The organism is Bradyrhizobium sp. UFLA05-153, assembly GCF_054185185.1.
This window is the reverse complement of the sequence record NZ_JBBIAM010000075.1, coordinates 15005-36497: the sequence shown is the minus strand read 5'-3', so window position 1 is coordinate 36497 and position 21493 is coordinate 15005. Positions and strand designations below refer to the sequence as shown.

Genomic DNA, 21493 nt, shown 5'->3' with positions numbered 1-21493 from the left:
CAATGCCTCGCTCTTGTGTTGCAATGGCTAGAAACTCCTGATGACAACGTTGTCATTTCCGTCATATCGTCGTCCCCGGCGATTGAGCGTCGCGAGACGGAGGGACAATGCAGTCGTTTTCCCGGTGGGGCACCCAGCGCCTGTCTGCGACCACGCGGGGAATCCCCGTGGTCGACGGCCTCGCCACCGAGGAGATCGGCAGCCAAGGCTGGCGGCCCTGCGGCGGCGACCTCGCGCTGCCTGCCCTCACCCTGGATGAAGCCGCCTTTGCGGCCAACCGCGACCTTTTCCTGCGCTGGTGCAGTGGTGCCGGCGTTGCCGTTGCCCCGCACGCCAAGACGCCGATGTCGCCGGAGCTCGCCCGCTCCCTGCGCGAGGCCGGCGCCTGGGGCACGACGGTCGCCAACATCCAGCAGGCCGCCGTGCTCCTTGCCCATGGCGAACGGCGCCTGCTCTTGGCCAACGAGATCGGCGGCCTTGCCGCCGGGCTGCGGCTCGGCGCGCTGCTGGGCGCCTATCCTGATGCGGAGTTTTACGCCTTCGCAGACTCGCCGGCTGCGGTCGCCTCGCTTGCCGAAGCCGCGCGCCTGTCGGGCCGCAACGACATCGCCGTACTGGTCGAGCTCGGCGCGGGACGCGCCGGCGCGCGCGAGCGCGGTACGGTCGAGGCCGTCATCGCGGCGGTGCTCGCTGCGAAGGGACTGACGCTCGGCGGCGTTGCCACCTACGAAGGCGCTGTTGCCACGTCCGGCGCTGATGAGACCGCCCGCGCGATCGCGAAGCTGATGGCGCGCACGATCGAGGCCTTTGCGTTCGTCCGCGACGCCGCCCCTGGCCGCTCGCTGATCCTCAGTGCTGGCGGCTCGGCTTATTTCGATGTCGTGGCAGCAGCCCTCGTGCCGGTCGCGCAGCGCGACGGCAACGCGACCGACGTCCTGCGCTCCGGCGCGCTGTTCTTCTCCGATCACGGCATCTACGCACGCGCCGTCGCAGAAATAGACCGGCGCGGCGGTCTCGTCATCGACGGCGTGCACCGCTCCGCGGCTGAAAGTTTTCGCCCTGCCCTCATGCTCTGGGCCGAGGTGCTGTCCCGCCCCGAGGCCGGGCTCGCGATCTGCGGTTTCGGCATGCGCGACGCGTCCTTCGATCAGGGCCTTCCGGTCGCGCTCAGCGTCTACCGCGATGGGGTGGAGCAGCGAGGCCTTGCCGAGGCGCTCACCGTCACCCGGCTCAACGACCAGCACGCCTTCATCGCCCTCGCTGAGGACAACCCGCTCGCCGTCGGCGACATCCTCGCCCTCGGCATCTCGCATCCCTGCACCTGTCTCGACCGCTGGCGCGTGATCTATGGCCTCGATGCCGGCGGCACGGTCACGCGTGCGCTCACCACGCAGTTCGGCTGAGAGCGGCCACGCGATGAATTTCCTTCCGCTCTGGCGCTATCAGAACCAGTTGATCGACGGGGCGATCGTCACGCTCGAATTGACCGTGATCGCCGCACTGTTTGGCCTGTTGATCGGCATCGCCGGCGCCGTCGCGCTGAAGGGCAGCGTCAAATCGCTGCGCTGGCTGGTGCGCGGTTACATCGAGCTGTTCCGCAACACGCCATCGCTGATCCAGATCTTCATCGTCTTCTTCGTACTGCCGACCTTCGGCCTGAAGCTGCCGGCCTTCGAGGCCGCGTCGGTGGCCCTGTCGCTCTATTTCGGTGCCTATTCGGTCGAAATCATCCGGTCGGGCCTCGATTCCATTCCGAACAGCCAGGTCGAGGCCGGCCACTGCCTCGGCCTCTCCGGCTGGCAGGTGTTTCGCCACATCGTGCTGCCACCGGCGCTGCGCAATGCGTATCCGGCGGTCACCAGCCAGTTCGTCCTGCTGCTGCTCGGCACCTCGCTCGCCTCGCAGGTCGCCGCTGACGAGCTGTTTCACGTTGCAGGCTTCATCGAGAGCCGCACCTATCGCAGCTTCGAAGTCTATGCGGTGATCTGCGTCGTCTATTTCGCGATGGCGATGTCGTTCAAGGCGCTCTTTGCGCTTGTTGGCGCGGCCGCCTTCCGCTGGCCACGGCGGCGCTGAGGGAAGAGGCAATGCGATCCTTCTCCCTCATCGATCTCGTCTCGCTGTTCGCAGCCCTGCGCTGGACCGTCGTCCTCGTCGTGCTCGCGCTCGCCTTCGGCGCGCCGCTGGCGCTCGGGCTTGCCATGGGCCGTATCAGCCGCTTCACCGGCCTGCGCTGGACGATGGCCGGTATCATCCAGGTCGTCCAGAGCGTGCCGCTGCTAGGGCTGCTGTTCTTCTTCTACTTTGGCATGCCGGTGTTCCTCGGCATCCAGGTGCCGGCGCTCGTCGCGGTCACTGTTGCCTATGCGCTGTATACCGCTGCCTTCCTCGGCGAGATCTGGCGCGGCGGCCTCGAGGCCGTGAAGCTGGCGCAATGGGAAGCGGGCGCGTGCCTCGGCCTGTCGCTCTGGCACCAATTCCGCCACATCATCGCGCCGCAGGCGCTGCGATTGTCGCTGCCGCCGACCGTCGGCTTCCTGGTTCAGCTCATCAAGGGCACCTCGCTCGCCTCGATCCTCGGCTTCGTCGAGCTCGCCCGCGCAGGGCAAGTGGTGAGTGCGGCGACGTTCCAGCCGCTCCTCACCTACGCGCTCGTCGCCGCGATCTATTTCGCGCTCTGCCTGCCGCTCACGCTCTGGTCCCGATCCCTGGAGGCCCGCCTCGATGGCTCTCGTTGAAATTCGCGACGTGCACAAGAAGTTCGGCCGGGTCGACGTGCTCAAGGGAGTCTCGCTCGACGTCGAGGAAGGCGAGATCGTCACGATCATCGGCCGATCCGGCTCCGGCAAGTCGACCCTGCTCCGCTGCATCAATGCGCTGGAGAGCGTCGACGCCGGCGAAATCCGCGTCGAAGGGCAAAAGGTCTACGCTGGGATGCCCGACCTCAAGAAATTCCGTCAGCACGTCGGCATCGTGTTCCAGGCCTTCAACCTGTTTCCGCATCTGAAGGTCGAGCGCAACATCACCCTGGCGCCACTGCTGACCGGCCGCATCGACAAGGCAAAGGCCCGCGCGTTGGCCCTGGACGTGCTCACCCGCGTCGGGCTTGCCGACAAGATCGACGCCTGGCCGGAGCAGCTCTCCGGCGGCCAGCAGCAGCGCGTCGCGATCGCCCGCTGCCTCGCCATGGCCCCTCACCTGATGCTGTTCGACGAGGTCACCTCGGCGCTCGACCCCGAGCTGGTCGGTGAGGTCCTGAAGGTGATGGAGGCGATGGCCAAGCAGGGCATGACGATGATCCTCGTCACTCACGAGATGGGCTTTGCCCGCAACGTCGCCGACCGCATCGTCTTCATGCATCAGGGCCGCGTCTGGGAACAGGGCCCGCCGGCAAAGCTGTTCGCAAACCCCGAGACGTCAGAGCTCGCAAGCTTCATCGCTTCGGCGAAATGAACGTCGTCCCACCAGTCCGGCCATCGTGCCGCCACCAGGAGAGAGTCATGAGAAAGCGGAAGTCCCTTTTCACGATCGCAGCAGCGGCGCTTGCCGTCCTCGCCGCGACAAGCCTCGCCAAGGCCGACAAGCTCCAGGACGTGCTCGGCGCAGGCAAGCTCCGCGTCGGCATCCTCACCGACGCCGCGCCCTGGGGATTCAAGGACGACAAGGGCGAGATCGCGGGTCTCGACGCCGACCTCGCCAAGCTGATCGCTGCCGACATGGGCGTGAAACTCGAGCTCGTCCCGGTCACCGGCGCGGCGCGGATTCCGAGCCTGCTCTCGGACAAGATCGATATTTTGATCGCCGGTCTCGGCGCCACACCGGAGCGTGCGCAGCAGGTGATGTTCTCGCAGCCCTATGCGGTGGTGAATCTCGGCGTCTACGGCGCCAAGTCTATCCCGGCAGCAACCGGCAAGAAGCCCGACAATCTGGAGGGGCGCACCGTCGCGGTCGCCAAGGGCACGACGCTCGACGTCTGGCTCACCGACAACGCACCAAAGGTGAAGCTGGTCCGTTTCGAGGACACGCCGGCCGCAATCGCCGCCTTCCTCGCCGGACAAGCCGATACCTTTGCCGAGAACAGCGCGATCGCGATCAAGGTGCAGGAGCAGAACCCGACCAAGGAGGTCGAGCTGAAATTCCTGATCCGCCAGTCGCCGGCCCATGTCGGCGTGCGCCAGGGCGAGCAGAACCTGCTCAACTGGATCAACACCGACATCTTCACCAACAAGCTCAACGGCAAGCTCGGCGCGCTGCAGCTCAAATGGTTCAAGGAAGAGCAGTCGCTGCCGACGCTGTAAGCTTGGACAACGCTCCCGCGCGCCGTGCGCGGGAGCTCATCTTCACGAGGAGAATTTTCAGATGATCAAACGTTACGTCGCCGGCCCGCGCATGAGCCAGGCGGTCGCTGCCGGCGGCCTGGTGCACATCGCCGGCCAGGTCGCCGACGACCGCAAGGCAGGCATCGTGTCGCAGACGCAGCAGGTGCTCGCCAAGATCGACGCGCTGTTGAAGGAAGCCGGCTCTGACCGCTCCAAGCTCGTCGCGGTCAACGTCTTCCTGCCGCACATCACCGACTTCGACACCATGAACTCGGTCTATGACGTCTGGATCGATCCGGCCAATCCGCCTGCGCGCGCCTGCGTCGAGGCCCGCCTCGCAGATCCCGACCTGCGCGTCGAGATGACTGCGGTCGCCTTGCTCTAAAGGCGTCGCTTCTCTTCCAACCTTCGGCCGGCGTCGCCAACGGCGCGGCCCCGAGGCAGCACATGCACACCGGACTTTTTCACGAGATCGATTTCGAGAAGGACCAGAAATGGTCCGGCCATCTCGGCATTCCCTTCTCGATCGATCGCTCCCCCTATTTCCAGCTCAAGATCCCGATCTTCCGGATCAGGAACGGCGCCGGCCCAAAGCTCCTCTTGATGGCCGGCAATCACGGCGACGAATATGAGGGCGAGATCACGCTCGCGCGGCTGTATCGCCAGCTCGATGCTGCCGCCATCAAGGGCGAGATCACCATCCTGCCCTTCGCCAACCTGCCCGCCGTGATGGCGGCGCGGCGGCGCTCGCCGCTCGACGAGGGCAATCTCAACCGCGCCTTCCCGGGCGATGCCGGCGGCACGCCGACGTTTCGCCTGGCACACTTCCTCGAGCACGAGCTGTTTCCACGCCACGACGTCGTCTTCGACATTCATTCCGGCGGCACCTCGATGGCGCATGTTCCCTGCGCGCTGATCGAGCGGCAGGGACCACCCGAGATGTTCGGCCACGCGCTGCGTCTGATGGAAGGGTTAGGGATGCCCTTCGCCTTCGTCGCCGAGAATGGCGCCACCGCACCGACCTCGATGGCGGCGGCGGCGCGCGCCGGCGCGATCGGGCTGTCAGGTGAATTCGGCGGCGGCGGCACCGTCACGCCGCAGACGATGGCCCTCACCGCGCGCGCCGTCGACCGCTTGCTGCTCGCACTCGGCATCGTGCAGGCGCCGGTGCTCGGACCTCATGCACCGGTCGAGCGCGATACCGAATTGCTGGCCCTGCAAAGCCACGCGCAAGCGGTGTTCGCGTCGCGGCGCGGCTGGTTCGAGCCGGCCGTCACGGTTGGTGCACGCGTCAAGGCCGGCGACATCGCCGGCTGGTATCATGATTTCGAGCGCCCGGAAGTTCCCGAAGAGGTGCTTCGCTTCCCCACCGACGGCATCGTGATCTCGCAACGCCTGCACACCGACAGCCAGAGCGGCGATTGCCTGGTCCAGGTCGGCCGCGCCCTGACACGCGAGGAGACATTGGCGCAATGAGCTTTGGCCGCAGGCACGCTGCACCTCTCCCGCTTGCGGGAGAGGTCGGCGCGAAGCGCCGGGTGAGGGCTTTCTCCCCTTGGGGGTTGCGGAGAAACCCTCTCCCCAGCCCTCCCCGCAAGCGGGGGAGGGAGCGCACCTCCGTCGAGGTTGCAATGAATTCTGATCTCATCATGCTCTAACCTAACGTCGTTTTCTTCAGGGATTCGATGACCGCTCCGACAACGCCGACATACGATGACGTGCTGCGCATTCCGTCGCCGCCTGGCCGAGGCAGCGCGGGCGGACGGCCGCCGCGCATCGAGGAGGTGGCGGAGCGCGCCGGTGTCGCGCCGATCACGGTGTCGCGGGTGCTGCGTCATCCCGAGAAGGTCAATCGCGAGACGCGTGACCGCATCCTCGAAGTGATCGAGGCCACCGGATACGCGTCGAACCCGCATGCGCGCGCGCTGCGCTCGGGCCGCTCGAACGTGGTCGTCGCCTTCGTCTCTAACATCCTGAGCCAGCAGTTTGGGCTTGCGGTACGCAGCTTCGCCGCCACGCTTGAGCCGGAAGGTTTTGAGGTGCTGGTCGGCCAGACCTCCTACTCCTATGCCAAGGAGGTCGCGATGATCCAGTCGCTGCGCGGCATCCGCCCTGCAGCGGTGATGTTCACCGGCGTGATCGAGCTGCAGGAGAACCGCACCGCGCTCGCCGAGCTCGGCATGCCCGTGATCGAAACCTGGGCGTTTCCGCGCGATCCCATCGACATGCTGGTCGGCCTCTCCAACACCGACGCAGGTGCAATGGCGGCACGGCGGTTGGCGGACGCCGGTTATCGCCGCGTCGCCTTCATCGGGCGCAACGGCGGCCGCGGCGCTCTCCGCCGCGACGGGTTTCGCGCGGCGGCGGCAAGGCTGGGCTTAGAGATCGTCCACGAGATCGGCCTCAATGAGATCACGGGCCTCGTCGACGGCCGCGCAGCCTTCACCGCCCTTCTCGACCGCGGCGGCAGCGTCGACGCCGTGTTCTGTGCCAACGATCTGCTGGCGACCGGTGCGCTGATCGAGGCGCGGTCGCGCGGTGTGTCGGTCCCACGCGATCTCGCCGTGCTCGGCTTTGGCGACAACGACGTGGCGGAGCAGATCACGCCGGGCCTCACCACCATCACTTTTGATTCCGCCGCGATCGGCCGCATCGCCGGCGAGCTCTTGCTGGCGCGCCTGTCCGGCAGGCCGAGCACCGAGCCGCGACGCGCGGTCGAACTCGCCCTGGTCGAGCGCGGCAGCGTCTAGGCTCTATGCAACGTCCTTCAGGTTCTGTTGGATCGCGACCAGCAGCGATTGAAGGGCGTCGCTGTTCACGGGCTTCGGGCTGCCAACGGCCCGCGGCACGGGACGCTTGGGGAAGACCGGCCGGGTCGGAAACGGTGGCGCAACAGGCGCTGCTCCTTCCTCGGCATCGGTGTGAACAAACTTGCCGTGCAGCACGTCGTCGTGACGGCCCATAATGAACATGGTCGCCCAATAGCCGGCGGCCAGCAGAATTACGCTGAAAATACCAATCTCAAACATCATCGCACCTGAAATTGGTCCAATGATTCAATGCCTTCACCGGCCGGTCAATGAACGGACGGTCACAGCTGCGACTTTTGCGGGCAGGTGTTGCCGATTGGCGACTCTTTATTAACCAATCACCCGCCCCGGGCCGAAGCGGGGCCAGCTAGGGGTTCTGCCCCGGACTGCCGTCCTTGCGAGCGAATTGCGGCCGCCAGCCGAACTCCTTCGTGGCGGCCGCGATGACCGGCGCGATATCCGTCGCGATCTGCGGCGAGCATGATTGCCCTGGCACCCGGATGACGGTCCGGCGCTCGATATGCAGCGTTTGCCCGTTGAGCTCATAGCGAGCTTCGAAGCTCGCGAGCGGCAGGCTCACATTGACGCTAGCGGGAATGTTCGTCGGGGTCCGCCCCTCAGGCAGGTGTAGATCGATGATTTGATCGTAGCTCTGCGCCTGGCACACGAAGTTCTGCCTGTGCTTTCCCTTGATGGCCTGGTCGAACGGGTTCAGGGCCGGAAGCAATAAACGCGGCCCCATCGGGATGGCACTCCGGTTGCCTTCGTCGCCGAAGAACTTGTTGGACAAATCATAAGTGGTCTTTACGACGAACGGCTCGCTGTGATCAGTCGCCGGCCCGACCTCGATATTGCCTGTGCCACGCCAGTTCTGCTTGCCAAGCAATTCCTTCGCAAGCACGTCGCCCCCCTTCAGGGCGACCTGGGTCATGACCCCGCGCAAGCTGGCGCCTGTCGCGCCCTGCGCTGCGACGGTTGCAGTGCCTTTGGCCGTCCCATCCGCTGCGAGGGTGACGTCGGCCGTGACCGTCAGTCGATTGCTCTCGGCGGCAAGTGGGGGCGTCCGCACCACGACGATGCCTTTGGTGCCGATCCGCAGCACGGTCTTGTCCGTCTCGACGCCCGGCAAGCTTGCGAAGGTAGAGGTGCTCGCAGTCGGATCGACGTAGTGGTCGAACTCGGGCAGCCACAGGATCACATGGTTGAACCACCCTGGGGTCGGCACCTCAAAGGCGCGATAGACCGGTAGCGTGGAAATCAGCGCGTAGTCCGCCTCGATGCCTTTGGCGGCCAGGAGAGCCCGCATCAGCGTAACGTGATCCTTGCAGTCGCCGTACTTGTTGGCGAGCACGCTTGCCGCATCGTGCGGCACGAAGCCGCCTTGCCCGAGGAAGATCGAGAAATAGCGCACATTCTTCGAGACCCAGTCGAAGATGGCGCGCGCCTGATCGCGGCGATCCGTGATGCCCCTGGTGACGTCATCCGCCAGCGTCTTCAAGTCCGCTGTCGGCTTGCTCATCGGGGCGGCACCGTCCAGAAACGTCTGGCCGATCGCCTGCCAGCTGCCGTAGCTCGAAAGAATGAGATACGGGCTGTGATCGATGGCCGCGGTCGCGCCGGGCTCATCGGCCTGATAGGTCTGTGGTCCAAGCGTCCATGACACGACCCGGCGCTCGCCCTTCTCTTCTGACAAGCGAGCAAAGCCGTCCGACTGTTCCGCGACGGCAAGGCTCTTGGGCGCATCAAGCGTGATTTCCACATTTTCGAAACGGCCCGAGGGCGGCACGACGTACGTCGCGCTGAACCCGCCCGAGATGCCGTGCTGGCGTTCGCGGCTGTGCGTTTTGTAATGAAGGCTATCGCCGACGGCGACGTCGGGGAAGACAATGGTGCGGTTCCTGACATCCGCCTCGAAGATACCGAGTTGCGACGCGTTCGGGAGATTGGAGGTGAGAATCTTGTCCGCGGGAACGTCGATGCGGCGCCCGTCGGCCTTGACGGTCGTCGCCTCGATGATCTCGAGGTTCGCGAAGTGTTCATTGACCTGAAGCGTGATCTGGCCAAACGCGGTGACAGCCACTTCGGAGCGGATCGCGACATCGACCGTCGATATGGTTTCGAGGAGATCGCCGGGCAGCACCGTCAACGCCATCGACACGCGTCGCGAGAACGGCGCTTCGTCAGCCAAGGCTGGGGCAACGAGGGCAGACGTCAGGGTGATTGCGACGACGACATGCAGTCCTACGCCGATGTTCATCGTTCGCCGCCCGCCAGCCCCTTTTCGGAATGCCACGGCCGCGCGAATTCGTGGCCCGATCCGATCAGTCACTCTAACGAGCGCATTTCTTCCGCACAATCATTGGGTGAGTCAACCGGATTCCCGACCGACCCACCCACCAGCGTCGCGTGCCGCGCAGACGACGGCGGCTTAAGCCTTGTCCGGCCCGACCCGGACGAGTTGCTTACCGAAATTGGCGCCCTTCAGGAGCCCCATGAAGGCGCCGGGCGCGCTGTCCAGCCCCTCGGTGACGAACTCCTTGTACTTGACCTTGCCCTCGCGGACCCAGGCGGACATGTCGCGAAGGAAGTCGCCGTGGCGAGACGCAAAGTCGCTGACGATGAAGCCGCGGAACGTGAGCCGCTTGGTCAGGATCGCGCGCATCATGCTGCCTGCCCATTTCGGCGGCTTGGCCTCGGTGTCGTTGTAATGCGCGATCAGGCCGCAGACCGGCACGCGCGCGAAGGCATTGAGCTGCGGGAAGACCGCCTCGAACACCGCGCCGCCGACATTCTCGAAATAGACGTCGATGCCCTTCGGGCAGGCGTCCTTCAGCCTGGCTGCGAGATCGGGATCGCGGTGATCGATGCAGGCATCGAAGCCGAGCTCTTTGACCACGTAGTCGCACTTGTCCTTGCCGCCGGCGATGCCGACCGCTCGCGCACCCTTGATCTTCGCGATCTGGCCGACGGCCGAGCCCACCGCGCCCGAAGCGCCGGCGACGACGACGGTCTCGCCGGCTTGCGGCTTGCCGATGTCGAGGAGGCCCGTATAAGCCGTCATGCCGGGCATGCCGAGCACGCCGATCGAGGTCGAGATCGGCGCCAGCTTCGGATCGACCTTGATCAATCCCTTGCCGTTCGAGATTGCATGCGTCAGCCAGCCGGCGCGCGTGCGCACGATGTCGCCCTTGGCGAAAACGGCATTGTTGGAGGCCGTCACCTCGCTGACCGTCTCGCCCTCCATCACGCCGCCGATCGGCACCGGCGCGGCATAGGACGGGCCTTCGCTCATGCGTCCGCGCATATAGGGATCGAGCGACAGCCAGATCGTCCGCAACAGCACTTCGCCTGCGCCCGGCGTCGGGACTGCGAATTCCTCGATACGGAAATCAGACGGCTTGGGCTCGCCGACAGGACGTGCAGCGAGAACGATGCGCTTGCCTTGGGACATGATGGCTTCCTCATTGTTGTATTCGTCATTGCGAGCGAAGCGAAGCAATCCAGTTCAGTCAACTCAAAAGGACTGGATTGTCTCGTCGCTTGCGCTCCTCGCAATGACGACGTTGAGGCATGCCCGCCCACACTGTCAGCGTCATCGCCCGCGGAAGGCGGGCGATCCAGTATTCCAGAGACAGCGATGGGATACGGAGAAGCCGCGGAGTACTGGATGCCCCGCCTTCGCGGGGCATGACGGCAGTGCGTGGGGGTGAGCGCGCGTAAACTTACGCGCGCCGTGGAATGACAGGGAGAGCCCTAACCCCCGCCCGGATAGTTCGGGGACTCGCGCGTGATGGTCACGTCGTGGACGTGGCTTTCGCGCAGGCCCGCGCCGGTGATGCGGACGAACTGTGCCTTCTGGTGCAGATCGTTCATGTCGCGCGCGCCGACATAGCCCATCGCGGCGCGCAAGCCGCCGGCGAGCTGGTGCATGACGTTGCCGACCGGGCCCTTGTAGGGCACCTGGCCCTCGATGCCTTCAGGCACGAGCTTCAAGGTGTCCTTGATGTCCTGCTGGAAGTAGCGGTCGGCCGAGCCGCGCGCCATCGCGCCGACCGAGCCCATGCCGCGATAGGCCTTGTAGGAGCGGCCCTGCCACAGGAAGACCTCGCCTGGCGTTTCATCCGTACCGGCGAGCAGCGAACCGACCATGGCGATGTCGGCGCCAGCTGCCAGCGCCTTCGCAAGGTCGCCGGAGAACTTGATGCCGCCGTCGGCGATGACGGGAATGTCGGCTTTCTTCGCCGCTTCCACCGCATCCATGATCGCGGTGAGCTGCGGCACGCCGACACCGGCGACGATGCGCGTGGTGCAGATCGAGCCCGGGCCGATGCCGACCTTGATGCAGTCCGCGCCCGCGTCGATCAGCGCCTGCGCGCCGTCTTCGGTCGCAACGTTACCGGCAACGACCTGCACCGAGTTGGAGAGACGCTTGATGCGGTTGACGGCGTGGAGCACGTGACGGGAGTGGCCATGCGCGGTGTCGACGACGACGAGATCGACGCCGGCGTCGATCAGCCGCTCGGTGCGCTCGAAGCCGGTATCGCCGACGGTGGTGGCAGCAGCGACCCGCAGGCGGCCCTGCGCGTCCTTGCAGGCGAGCGGATGGGCGACCGCCTTCTCCATGTCCTTCACGGTGATCAGGCCGACGCAGCGATACTGATCGTCGACGACGAGCAGCTTTTCGATGCGATGCTTGTGCAGCATCCGCCTCGCTTCATCCTGGCCGACATTCTCGCGCACCGTGACGAGATTTTCGTGCGTCATCAGCTCTGAGACTTTTTGCCGGCGGTCGGTCGCAAAGCGCACGTCGCGATTTGTGAGGATGCCGACCAGCTTGCCCGGCGTGGTCTTGCCGGCCCCGGTGACGACGGGAATGCCGGAGATGCCGTGATCGCTCATCAGCTTGAGCGCGTCGTCCAGCGTGGCATCGGGGCTGATGGTGAGCGGGTTCACCACCATGCCCGACTCGTATCGCTTGACCTGCCGCACCTGGGCGGCCTGCCCCTCCGGATCGAAATTGCGGTGGATGACGCCGAGGCCGCCGGCCTGCGCCATGGCGATCGCCATGCGCGCCTCGGTCACGGTGTCCATGGCGGAAGCCATGATCGGAATGTTGAGCGGAATGGCGCGGGTGACGCGCGAGCGGATATCGACCTCGGAGGGAAGCACGTCCGACAGGCCCGGCTTCAACAGCACGTCGTCGAACGTAAAGGCTTCGCGAATGCCTTGAAGTTGCACCGTGGCCATATGCCAACTCCTTCCTGCGGCCGTGCCGCAAATGCTTATGGATGAGCGCCGCCCTCGGCGTACCTTGCGGCAGCACCGTCGAATCGGAGCCCATCGGTGGGGTTGACGCCGGTCGATAGCACGGCCGGGTGACGAATCAAAGCAATTCGGTCCGATTGCCAGCCATGCACAGGCTTTTTTGCGCCTTTTAGCGCGGATAACCCGGCGGCGGGCCGTGCTGGCGGATCGCGTCCACGACCTCCCGGTGCCGCCGGTCCTCCCGCTTCATGTGAACCGCGATGACGGCATGCGCCGACGGGACCAGCAGCAAAACGTGGAAAACCAGGCCGAAAATCACGCAAACCACGCACAAGACGAGGTTGAAGATCGCCGAGAACGGCTGCCCGTTCAGGAGCAGCCCGATCGGCGGCAGAAGCGCGGCAAGGATGTAGATCATCGCGGGATCTCCAGCACACGGTGAATCCCGGACACAGTCGGGGTCGCACCGTCACGCAGGATTTAGGTGCTATGCGCGGTTCCGCAATGGTCTCGGAGCAGCGACGGTGTTAAGCCGCATCGCTCACCTTTCCCTTCTGATTTCCATTAAATATCCGTCATGTCGGTCAACAAGCAACGCGTGATCCCGCTGATCGTGGCGACCGCCCTGTTCATGGAAAACATGGACTCGACGGTGATCGCGACATCCCTGCCCGCGATCGCCGCCGACATCGGCACGAGCCCGCTGACGCTGAAGCTCGCGATCACCTCCTACCTGCTCTCGCTTGCAGTGTTCATCCCGGCGAGCGGCTGGACCGCGGACCGGTTCGGCGCGCGGCTGGTGTTTGCGATCGCCGTGGGCGTGTTCATGGTGGGCTCGGTCGGCTGCGCGCTGTCGGGCTCGGTGACCGACTTCGTGTTCGCGCGCATCCTCCAGGGCATGGGCGGCGCGATGATGACGCCGGTCGGGCGGCTCGTACTGCTGCGCTCGATCGACAAGAGCGATCTCGTCAACGCCATGGCCTGGGTCACCGTACCCGCACTGATCGGTCCCGTGGTCGGCCCGCCACTCGGCGGCTTCATCACCACCTATGCGTCCTGGCACTGGATCTTCCTGATCAACCTGCCGATCGGTCTGCTCGGCATCTTCATGGCGCTGCGCTTCATCGATCCGATCAAGAGCGAGGCGCAGGAGCCGTTCGATCTCAAGGGCATGATGCTCGCGGGCATCGGGCTTGCCGGTATTGCCTTCGGTCTGTCGGTCGCGGGCCTCAACCTGTTGCCCTGGAGCACGGTGCTGGCCCTGATCGCGGGCGGCGCGATCTCGATGACGCTGTACGTCATTCATGCGCGGCGCACGGGATCCCCGGTGCTGGACTTTTCGCTGCTGAACCTTCCGACGCTGCGCGCGGCCGTCATCGGCGGCTTCATGTTCCGGCTCGGCATCGGCGCACTGCCGTTCCTGCTGCCGCTCCTGATGCAGATCGGCTTCGGGCTGACGCCGTTCCATTCGGGCCTCGTGACCTTCGCCTCCTCGCTCGGTGCCATGGGCATGAAGACGCTCGCTGCCCGCATCATCCGCGCCTTCGGCTTCCGCAACCTGATGACGGTGAACGCGATCATCAGCGCGTTCTTCCTCGGCGTGTGCGCGCTGTTCACGGTGACGACCCCGCTGCTGATCATCATGGTGATCCTCGTGGTCGGCGGTTTCTTCCGCTCGTTGGAGTTCACCGCGATCAACACGGTTGCCTATGCGGACGTCGAGGCCGCGCAGATGAGCCGCGCCACCACGCTCGTCAGCGTCAACCAGCAACTCGCGGTCTCCGCGGGCGTCGCGGTCGGCGCCTTCTCGGTCGAATCGACGATGTGGTGGCGCCACGTCACTGAGATCGACGCCACCGTGTTCTGGCCCGCTTTCATCGTGGTGGGGCTGACCTCGGCCGCGTCGGCCTGGTTCTTCTGGCAGATGCCCCGCGATGCCGGCCACGAGATTTCCGGCCGCAAGGCGGTCGAGATCGCCAGCCGCAAGGGCGCGGCGAAGAGCGCGGCGAGTGCCGCCGTCAAGGCTGCGACCGAGGATACGCAGGACATGCGGGATCAGCGGCTGGGGTGACTCCTCCCTCGTCATTGCGAGCGCAGCGAAGCAATCCAGACTGCATCCACGGAAAGATTCTGGATTGCTTCGCTGCGCTCGCAATGACGGAGCCTGTGGCCACAGGGCGCTCCCTGGCAAAAATCCGGAAAACAACCCCATGCAAAGTAGCAGGGAGTGCCGAGACGACACCCTGCGTCTTTTCCGAAATCGTTTGACGCGTCGGGCAAATCACTGGCAATATGCGATCGTGGTGCAATTCGCGAAAGGGCGCCTCTAGGCCCCGCCCGAAAGCGGCGTTCAACTGGGCGTACGATCATAAAACGAGATGCCTGGTGCCGACGCGCCTGATGTCCGCTTGTTCACTAACAGCGGCGGAATAGCGGAAATCGCCGGAGGCTTGCCGCCGTCTTCACGTGGCCCAGAACTGATCAAATTTCAGACATTCATCAACGCCCATTGATATTTGTGCACTATCCCAAACGGCTAGAGTGCTGCGATATGGTGAGCCACCGATAAATGGACGGTTTCGGCGTGAATGAGCTTCCTACGCGCAGCTCATCTCTCAGCAATTGCGTTTTGCACCCTCGTAAGTTGCCGTCTCAGGTCCCACCGAATTCCAGATGCTCGCGATCGAAACTTCTATTCCTGCCGCCGAGACCGCGACCGAGTTGGTCGATTTCAAACGCGAACACCGCCCCTCACCTGGTCTGTCGGGAATGCTCGCCGCGACGGTGGCCGCCGTGATCGCAGCCGCCTTCGGCGTCATGCTCTGGTTTGCCGACGGCTACGAGATCGAAATCGGAACCCGTGTTCGTGGCGGCGAGATGCGGCTCGTCAACGGCGAGCTCTCGACCGCGTTCGACCGCGGCGGCCGTTTCGCGCTGGCGCTGGCCGAGGTCACGGCGCGGCGTACGACGATCCGCCAAGCGCTCGCCGCGCGCGACCGAGCCGAATTGATGCGCCAGTCTGCGGAGACATTTGCCCATCTGCGCCAGCAGGCTGGCGTGCAGATCTTCGGCTTCCAGGACAAGGACATCCGCTATTTCCTGCGCGTCCACAAGCCCGATCAATTCGACGACGACATCTCCGGATTTCGTCCGATGATCGTCGCCGCCAATCGCACCGGTCGCTCGCAGGTCGGGCTGGAAATCGGCGTTGCCGGAATCGGCCTGCGCGGGGCGACCGTCGTCGAACAGCAGGGCGTCATGGTCGGAACCGTTGAAGTCGGCCTCGATCTCAAGCCTCTGATCGAGAGCGTCAAAGCAACCTCAAACGCCGACATCGCGATCGTCGTCGTTCCCTCTCTCGCAGGCATCGCGCTCGATCCCAATCTGCCTGCCTTCGGCGACCTCGTGCTGGCTATGTCGACCGACGACCGGCTGTTCTCGTCGCTGTTGAAGACGATGCCGCTGCGTCCGGCGCATGACAGCGTGGCAGCTTCGCCGACGATCGACGGCCGTCGCTACGACCTGATTACGCGTCCGCTTGTCGATTTCAGCGGCCGCATGATCGGCTTCTCCATCGCGCTCAAGGCCGACTACGGTATCGAACTCGGACGCTCGCGCACCGAGTTGCGCGTCATCGCGATCTGCGGCGGCATCTGCGCTTTCCTGGCGTTCGCACTCTTGTTCCGCGCCACGTGCGCGCGCGGCAGGTCACGCCCATGAGACCGTTCGCCGGCATCCTGAGCGTGATCCTGACGCTGTTCTGCCTCGCCTCGACGCCAGCGGAGGCCGTTCAGACCGAACTGCCAACGGGAGCACAGCTTCCCGTGCGGGTGCGCGTCGCGGTGCGGATCCTCAAGGTGCTCTCGATCAAGGAAGTCGTCGGCGAAGGACGCCTGTTCGTCGAAGTCACGCAGCGCTGGACCGATCGTCGGCAGGCCTTCGATCCCGTCGCGATAGGCTTCGGCCGCCTCGACCGCACCGGCGCGGGAGCCGACGAATATCTGAAATCGATCTGGACGCCTGGCCTCGAAATCGAGAATCGCATCGGCGAGCCGGAGGCGCGCACCGTGGCCACGTCGACCTATGCCAATGGCGAGGTGATGCTCATCGAACGCTACGAGGCGCGCTTTCGCTTCGGCCTGAACCTCAACGCTTTCCCGTTCGACCGCCAGGATCTCACGCTTTCGTTCTTCCTGCCGCGCCATGCGGCGCAGGACGCGATCCTGGTTTCCACCGAGTCCGATCGGGACATCTCCGGGATCGAGGATACGACCGCCTCGGTCGACTGGCGCGCCGCCGGCCTGCGCTTCGCGAACCGTGATGCGATGGGATGGAACGCCCGCAGCTATTCCAAGCTCGACGTGACCATGACGCTCGCACGGATCTCGACGCATTATCTGCTGCGCATTTTCGTGCCGATCATGGCCGTGCTGGCCGTATCCGTTTTCGTACTATGGGCACCGGATCTGGCGTCCAAGGACAAGGGCAGCCTGATCTTCTCGTCGCTGCTCGCGCTCGCCGCCATCAGCTTCACGTTCGAATCGAGCTTTCCGGGCTGCATTTCGCTCAACACGCCGGTCGCCCAAATCATCTCCCTTGGTTACATGTACCTGATCGTGGTCCTGATCGTCGACATGTCATTGGACACGCTGTCGCGTCGCGCGCAAGCGGTGAGTGGAGCCGTGATCGATGAACTCAGGCAGCAGATACGCTGGGCGCTACCGTGCATCATGGCTGCCATCTGCATCGGCGCGGCGGTGCGGGCGATCCCGGCCTGATTCAGCCGCAAGCGCGACCAGGCGCTCATCGGTCTCGGCTTCGAGCTGCAGGTGGACCGGGCGCGCCCGCGAGATCAACGCGCATTGATGGTGGATTCTCCCACCTTCACCTAACAGACCTCAGTCGATCCCAGACACGTAAGACGTCGAGTCGCGCGGATTTGCGGCAGTTGATGGGCCGCGCGTCCCGATCAGTGCGGGTGCCCGCGCCGAGACCAGTCTTCGGCCGGGATCCGAAAAGGTGGGGCTGGGACATGATCTCTTTTGACTTGGACAAGATTGCACGCCGCGGCCATATTCGGTTCGGGTACACATGGCTCGCCGCCGTGCTGGCGGCCTTCTCGTTCTTCGCCATCGATGGCACCGCCCACGCCCAGCGAATACTGCCGAGCGGCACGGTCGGAACGGTGTACTCCCAGTCCGTCACCGTCTACACGGACGCTCTATCATGTACGCCGCAGCCATCTAACTTCACTTTCCCTGGCCTCACCCCCGTACAAAGCGGCACCTCCCCAACGTGCGCCTTCACGTTGACCGGGACTCCAACTGCGGCGGGCACATACACCGCCGCGTATAACTTCGTGGATGGAACGGACACCTATCCTGCTGACGCGGCTGGCTTTTCTGTGTTCTACCAAATCACCATCAACAAGGCGTCGCCGACGCTGTCCCTGTCGCCATCATCCTCCTCCGTGGTCTACGGCAATGCGCTGACACTGACCGCCACGCTCGCCAATGGGGTCTCGCCCAGTGGAACGGTCACGTTCTTTGACGGCAGCACCGCGATCGGATCGGCGTCGGTATCAGGCAGTTCGGCAAGCCTTTCGATCACTCTTTCGGTCGGCTCGCATACGATCACGGCGAGCTATGGCGGCGACTCCAATCACAACGCCGCCTCGACGACCAGCACGACCAGCGTGACAGTGGTCCAGGCCACGCCGTCGATCGCGCTCAACGCCTCATCCTCCTCGGCGAGCTACGGCGCCTCGGTCGCGCTGGTCGCGACGATGTCAGGCGGTGTCACGCCGAGCGGCACCGTCTCCTTTTACGAAGGCTCGACACAGCTCGGCAACGCGACGATCTCCGGTTCTACCGCGATCCTGATGCTGTCGTCGCTATCACTGGGCTCGCACACGATCACGGCAACCTATGATGGGGACACCAACAATGCATCGGTGAACTCGAGCTCAGTCACTGTGGCCGTCGGTCAGGACACTCCGACGGTCACCTTGACCGCGTCCTCGACGGCCATGGCCCCCAGCACCTCGGTCACGCTGATCGCGACCATCAGCAGCGGTCGCTCGCCGACAGGATCGGTGACTTTCTACGACGGTTCCACCTCGCTCGGCACCGTCACCGTCTCCGGATCGGCCGCAATCCTGTTCGTCTCCTCGCTTTCGGGAGGATTGCATGCGTTCAGGGCGGTCTATGGCGGTGACAGCAACAACACCACTGCGATATCCAGCACGGTCTCGCTGTCGGTCGGCTCGGCCACCCCGACGATCTCAGTCTCGAGCTCAACGACGTCGCCGGCTGCGGCACAATCGGTGACCTTGACCGCGACGCTGTCGGGCGGAAGCTCGCCGACTGGCACCGTCACGTTCAAGGACGGCACGACGGTTCTCGGCACCGCCACGGTCTCGGGTGCGATCGCAACGCTTGCGACCCCGGCCCTGGCGATGGGCACGCATGCGATCACCGCCACTTACGGCGGCGACGGCAACAATGCCGGCGCGACCTCGAGCGCAATCACGCTGACGGTCGGACGGTCCGATCCGACCGCGAGCAGCACCGTGCGCGGCCTGATCGGCTCGCAGGTGTCGAGCGCCGTGCAGTTCGGCCAGACCCAGATCTCCAATATCTTCAGCCGCTTTGAAGCGCTGCATGACGAGGACGATGGCGGCGGCGCTTCCGGCCTAGCCGGCGCCTCCGGCTCGTCACAAGTGGGATCTGGCGCGAACGGCAACACCGCGTCCGGCGGCGGAGCCGGCCGCACTGCCAGCTCTTTGGACAGCCAGGCCAGCGCGGGCCCTGCCCTCGGCTATGCCAGCGAATTGCTCCTTGGCACTTCCCTGACGAAGCAGAGCGATGAGGGCCGCGCCGTCAACCAGTTTGCCGCAATGCTGCCGCAGGCCGTCGAGTCCCTCAACAAGACCAACGTGCTCCCATTTCACGTCTGGGCCTCCGGCACCGTCGGCTTCGGCCGGCTGCGCAGCGACGACAGTTTCGACAACCGCTTCACCTCGTCGGGCGTCACGCTCGGCTTCGATCGGCGCATCGCCGACGGCCTGAAGCTCGGCGCGGCCTTCGGTCTCGGCTTCGACCATAGCGACATCGGCAGCGACGGCTCGCGGATCGACGCGCGCAACTTCGATGCCGCGATCTATGCGAGCTGGCGCTTTCGGCCGCACACCTATCTCGACGTCGCCGGCGGCTACGGCACGCTGCGATTCGATAGCAAGCGCTGGTCCGGCGACGGTAACGTTATGCTCGCGGGCGCGCGCACGGGACGCGACGTGTTCGGTACGGTCGGTGTGACCCACGTGTCCAAATGGGACGGCTGGAAGATCTCGTCCTATGGCCGTCTCGATATCGTCAGGGCCGCCCTCGACGGCTATAGCGAGACGGGCTCGAGCACGTGGGCGCTGACCTACGACAGCATGAACACCACGAGCGTCGCCAGCGTCATCGGCGGCCGCCTCGCTTATCCGATGCTGCAGAGCTGGGGCGTGCTGACGCCGACAGCCCGCGCGGAATGGCGCCATGCCTTCGACGGCGGATATGCTCAGACGCTGAACTACGTCGATCTCGTCGGCCTCGCCTCCGGCTATACGCTCAGCGGCACCTCGACCTCGCGCGACACCCTCACCGGCGGACTTGGCTTGCGGGCCGGGGTCGGTGGCGCCCTCAGCCTCGATCTCGAATATCTCCTGACGAGCTCCGTCAGCGGCATCGAAAGCCAGCGGGTGCGCGGCGCGGTGAAGTACGGCTTCTGATGCCGGGAAGCGGCCGGAGCGAACCTGCCACGCAAAGCGGTCAAGGCATGGCTGCAATAAGATCGGCGTCACGAAGGTGCGCGTACCCCCAGTCGTTCGGCGAAGCGGATCAGGTAACCATCCGGATCTTGAACGAGAAATTCACGCTGTCCGCACTCTTGGTCACCCACCCGATACCAAGCATCGTTCGGTTGCTCATAGAGCGGCCAGTCAGCATCGCTTAGAGCGTTCAGGATAGGCTCGATGCGATCGACGGCGATCTGAAGATTGATGCCTCGTCCAAACGGGCGCTGCATCTCAGCCGTCTCCCAACGCCCGTTCAATTCGCAGAGCATAACTTGCAAACGTCCCCTAACGAGATATGCAAATCGAGCAACCGGGCGGTCGTAAGCGACTTCGAAACCAAGTAGATCTCGCCAAAACGACAAGCTGTTTTGAATGTTCGAAACGCCGAGTTCGGGGACAAGATCGGCCCAGCCGTCGCGCGGCGCGCTCCCTGTACTATCGGAGGTCGCGCGAGAGCCAGGGTCTGAAAGCGACGGTTTGGACATTTTGACGTCGTTAGGTGTCATGATCCCTGCAGACAAGCTATCACGTCTGTATGCGAAGTGCGGCGTGACAACGGGTGAATGACCGTCGCGTCCTAATTGCCACCCCGAAATCCCGTCGCCAGCACGTAGCGCTCCGACGAATCCTGCCTACTCGCCGCCGGCTTCACGTGACGCACGGTGGCAAAATCGCGCTTGAGCTGCGCGAGCAGGTCGGCGTCGGCGCCGCTCTGGAACGTCTTGGCCAGAAACGTCCCGCCAGGCTTGAGCACATCGCAGGCAAAGGCCGCTGCGGTCTCGACGAGGCCGACGATGCGGAGCTGGTCGGTCTTGCGGTGGCCGGTGGTATTGGCGGCCATGTCGGACATCACGATGTCGGCGCCGCCGCCCAGCATCGCGGTGAGCTTGTCCGGCGCCTCGTTGTCCATGAAATCGAGCTGGGCGAAGTCGACGCCGGGGATTTCCGGCATCTCCAACAGATCGATGGCGACGACCTTGCCCTTGCCGTCGACGGAGCCGACGCGCTTGGCCGCGATCTGGCTCCAGCCGCCCGGCGCCGCACCGAGATCGACCACGGCCATGCCGGGCTTCAGAAGGCGGAATTTGTCGTCGATCTCGAGCAGCTTGAACGCGGCGCGCGAGCGATAGCCCTGCGCCTTGGCCTTGGCGACATAGGGATCGTTGAGCTGGCGCTCGAGCCACAGCTTTGACGACAGCTTGCGCTTGCCGCCGGTCTTGACCTGGACGTGCAAGCGGCCGGTGGTGTCCTTGGCCATT

Annotated in this window: 19 protein-coding genes; 12 read left to right on the top strand and 7 right to left on the bottom strand. The window is 64.8% G+C overall.

Going from position 1 to position 21493, the window contains the following annotated elements:
* Positions 1–107 precede the first annotated feature (107 nt).
* The 8 genes from Q2941_RS33400 (at position 108) to Q2941_RS33365 (ending at position 7069) form a co-directional block, all read left to right on the top strand.
* Entirely contained in the window at positions 108–1403 is a 1296-nt protein-coding gene (locus Q2941_RS33400) for an alanine racemase (protein ID WP_458195082.1), read from the top strand.
* A gap of 13 nt (positions 1404–1416) precedes the next feature.
* On the top strand, positions 1417–2076 hold the full coding sequence (locus Q2941_RS33395; protein WP_254112757.1) for an amino acid ABC transporter permease: 660 nt from the start codon (positions 1417–1419) through the stop codon (positions 2074–2076).
* Between the two features lie 11 nt (positions 2077–2087).
* Entirely contained in the window at positions 2088–2738 is a 651-nt protein-coding gene (locus Q2941_RS33390; protein WP_458195081.1) for an amino acid ABC transporter permease, read from the top strand.
* Entirely contained in the window at positions 2725–3453 is a 729-nt protein-coding gene (locus Q2941_RS33385) for an amino acid ABC transporter ATP-binding protein (protein WP_027526973.1), read from the top strand. Before Q2941_RS33390 ends, Q2941_RS33385 begins: the two co-directional genes overlap by 14 nt.
* A 47-nt stretch (positions 3454–3500) precedes the next feature.
* Positions 3501–4298: a transporter substrate-binding domain-containing protein gene (locus Q2941_RS33380; RefSeq protein ID WP_027526974.1), complete on the top strand. Its 798-nt coding sequence runs from the start codon at positions 3501–3503 to the stop codon at positions 4296–4298.
* Between the two features lie 61 nt (positions 4299–4359).
* Positions 4360–4704, top strand: coding sequence for a RidA family protein (locus Q2941_RS33375; protein WP_254112761.1), 345 nt, complete (start codon positions 4360–4362; stop codon positions 4702–4704).
* 62 nt (positions 4705–4766) lie between these two features.
* A complete protein-coding gene (locus Q2941_RS33370) occupies positions 4767–5795 on the top strand; it encodes a succinylglutamate desuccinylase/aspartoacylase family protein (RefSeq protein WP_458195080.1) in 1029 nt (342 codons plus the stop codon).
* Positions 5796–6004: 209 nt separating this feature from the next.
* Complete coding sequence (locus tag Q2941_RS33365; RefSeq protein ID WP_458195079.1) at positions 6005–7069, top strand: LacI family DNA-binding transcriptional regulator; 1065 nt, start codon at positions 6005–6007, stop codon at positions 7067–7069.
* A 3-nt stretch (positions 7070–7072) separates the two neighbouring features.
* Here Q2941_RS33365 and Q2941_RS33360 read toward each other — a convergent pair whose 3' ends face one another.
* The 5 genes from Q2941_RS33360 to Q2941_RS33340 all read right to left on the bottom strand — a co-directional run bounded on the left by Q2941_RS33360 (position 7073) and on the right by Q2941_RS33340 (position 12812).
* The gene (locus Q2941_RS33360) at positions 7073–7348 is read right to left on the bottom strand and encodes a hypothetical protein (RefSeq protein ID WP_027526978.1); all 276 of its coding nucleotides are present in this window, start codon (positions 7346–7348) and stop codon (positions 7073–7075) included.
* Positions 7349–7496: 148 nt separating this feature from the next.
* Positions 7497–9386 (bottom strand): DUF3857 domain-containing transglutaminase family protein, encoded by a 1890-nt coding sequence (locus tag Q2941_RS33355; RefSeq protein WP_458195078.1) that lies wholly within the window; start codon positions 9384–9386, stop codon positions 7497–7499.
* Positions 9387–9557: 171 nt separating this feature from the next.
* Positions 9558–10580: an NADP-dependent oxidoreductase gene (locus tag Q2941_RS33350; protein WP_458195077.1), complete on the bottom strand. Its 1023-nt coding sequence runs from the start codon at positions 10578–10580 to the stop codon at positions 9558–9560.
* 302 nt (positions 10581–10882) lie between these two features.
* Entirely contained in the window at positions 10883–12376 is a 1494-nt protein-coding gene (guaB, locus tag Q2941_RS33345) for an IMP dehydrogenase (RefSeq protein WP_458195076.1), read from the bottom strand.
* Between the two features lie 187 nt (positions 12377–12563).
* Positions 12564–12812, bottom strand: coding sequence for a hypothetical protein (locus tag Q2941_RS33340; protein WP_027526982.1), 249 nt, complete (start codon positions 12810–12812; stop codon positions 12564–12566).
* Between the two features lie 159 nt (positions 12813–12971).
* On the opposite strand from Q2941_RS33340, the gene Q2941_RS33335 reads away from it, so the two are divergent.
* The 4 genes from Q2941_RS33335 to Q2941_RS33320 all read left to right on the top strand — a co-directional run bounded on the left by Q2941_RS33335 (position 12972) and on the right by Q2941_RS33320 (position 20168).
* Positions 12972–14465, top strand: a complete 1494-nt coding sequence (locus Q2941_RS33335) for an MFS transporter (protein ID WP_035664468.1) — start codon at positions 12972–12974, stop codon at positions 14463–14465.
* Between the two features lie 602 nt (positions 14466–15067).
* Positions 15068–16114: a cache domain-containing protein gene (locus Q2941_RS33330; RefSeq protein ID WP_458195075.1), complete on the top strand. Its 1047-nt coding sequence runs from the start codon at positions 15068–15070 to the stop codon at positions 16112–16114.
* Entirely contained in the window at positions 16111–17172 is a 1062-nt protein-coding gene (locus tag Q2941_RS33325; protein ID WP_254112771.1) for a ligand-gated ion channel, read from the top strand. The genes Q2941_RS33330 and Q2941_RS33325 overlap by 4 nt, the downstream gene beginning before the upstream one ends.
* A gap of 254 nt (positions 17173–17426) precedes the next feature.
* Complete coding sequence (locus Q2941_RS33320; RefSeq protein ID WP_254112773.1) at positions 17427–20168, top strand: autotransporter family protein; 2742 nt, start codon at positions 17427–17429, stop codon at positions 20166–20168.
* Between the two features lie 68 nt (positions 20169–20236).
* Here the strand turns inward: Q2941_RS33320 and Q2941_RS33315 are convergent, their stop codons facing one another.
* A complete protein-coding gene (locus tag Q2941_RS33315) occupies positions 20237–20740 on the bottom strand; it encodes a bleomycin resistance protein (RefSeq protein ID WP_458195074.1) in 504 nt (167 codons plus the stop codon).
* A gap of 71 nt (positions 20741–20811) precedes the next feature.
* On the bottom strand, positions 20812–21492 hold the full coding sequence (locus Q2941_RS33310; RefSeq protein WP_027526987.1) for an RlmE family RNA methyltransferase: 681 nt from the start codon (positions 21490–21492) through the stop codon (positions 20812–20814).
* Between the last annotated feature and the right edge of the window lies 1 nt (position 21493).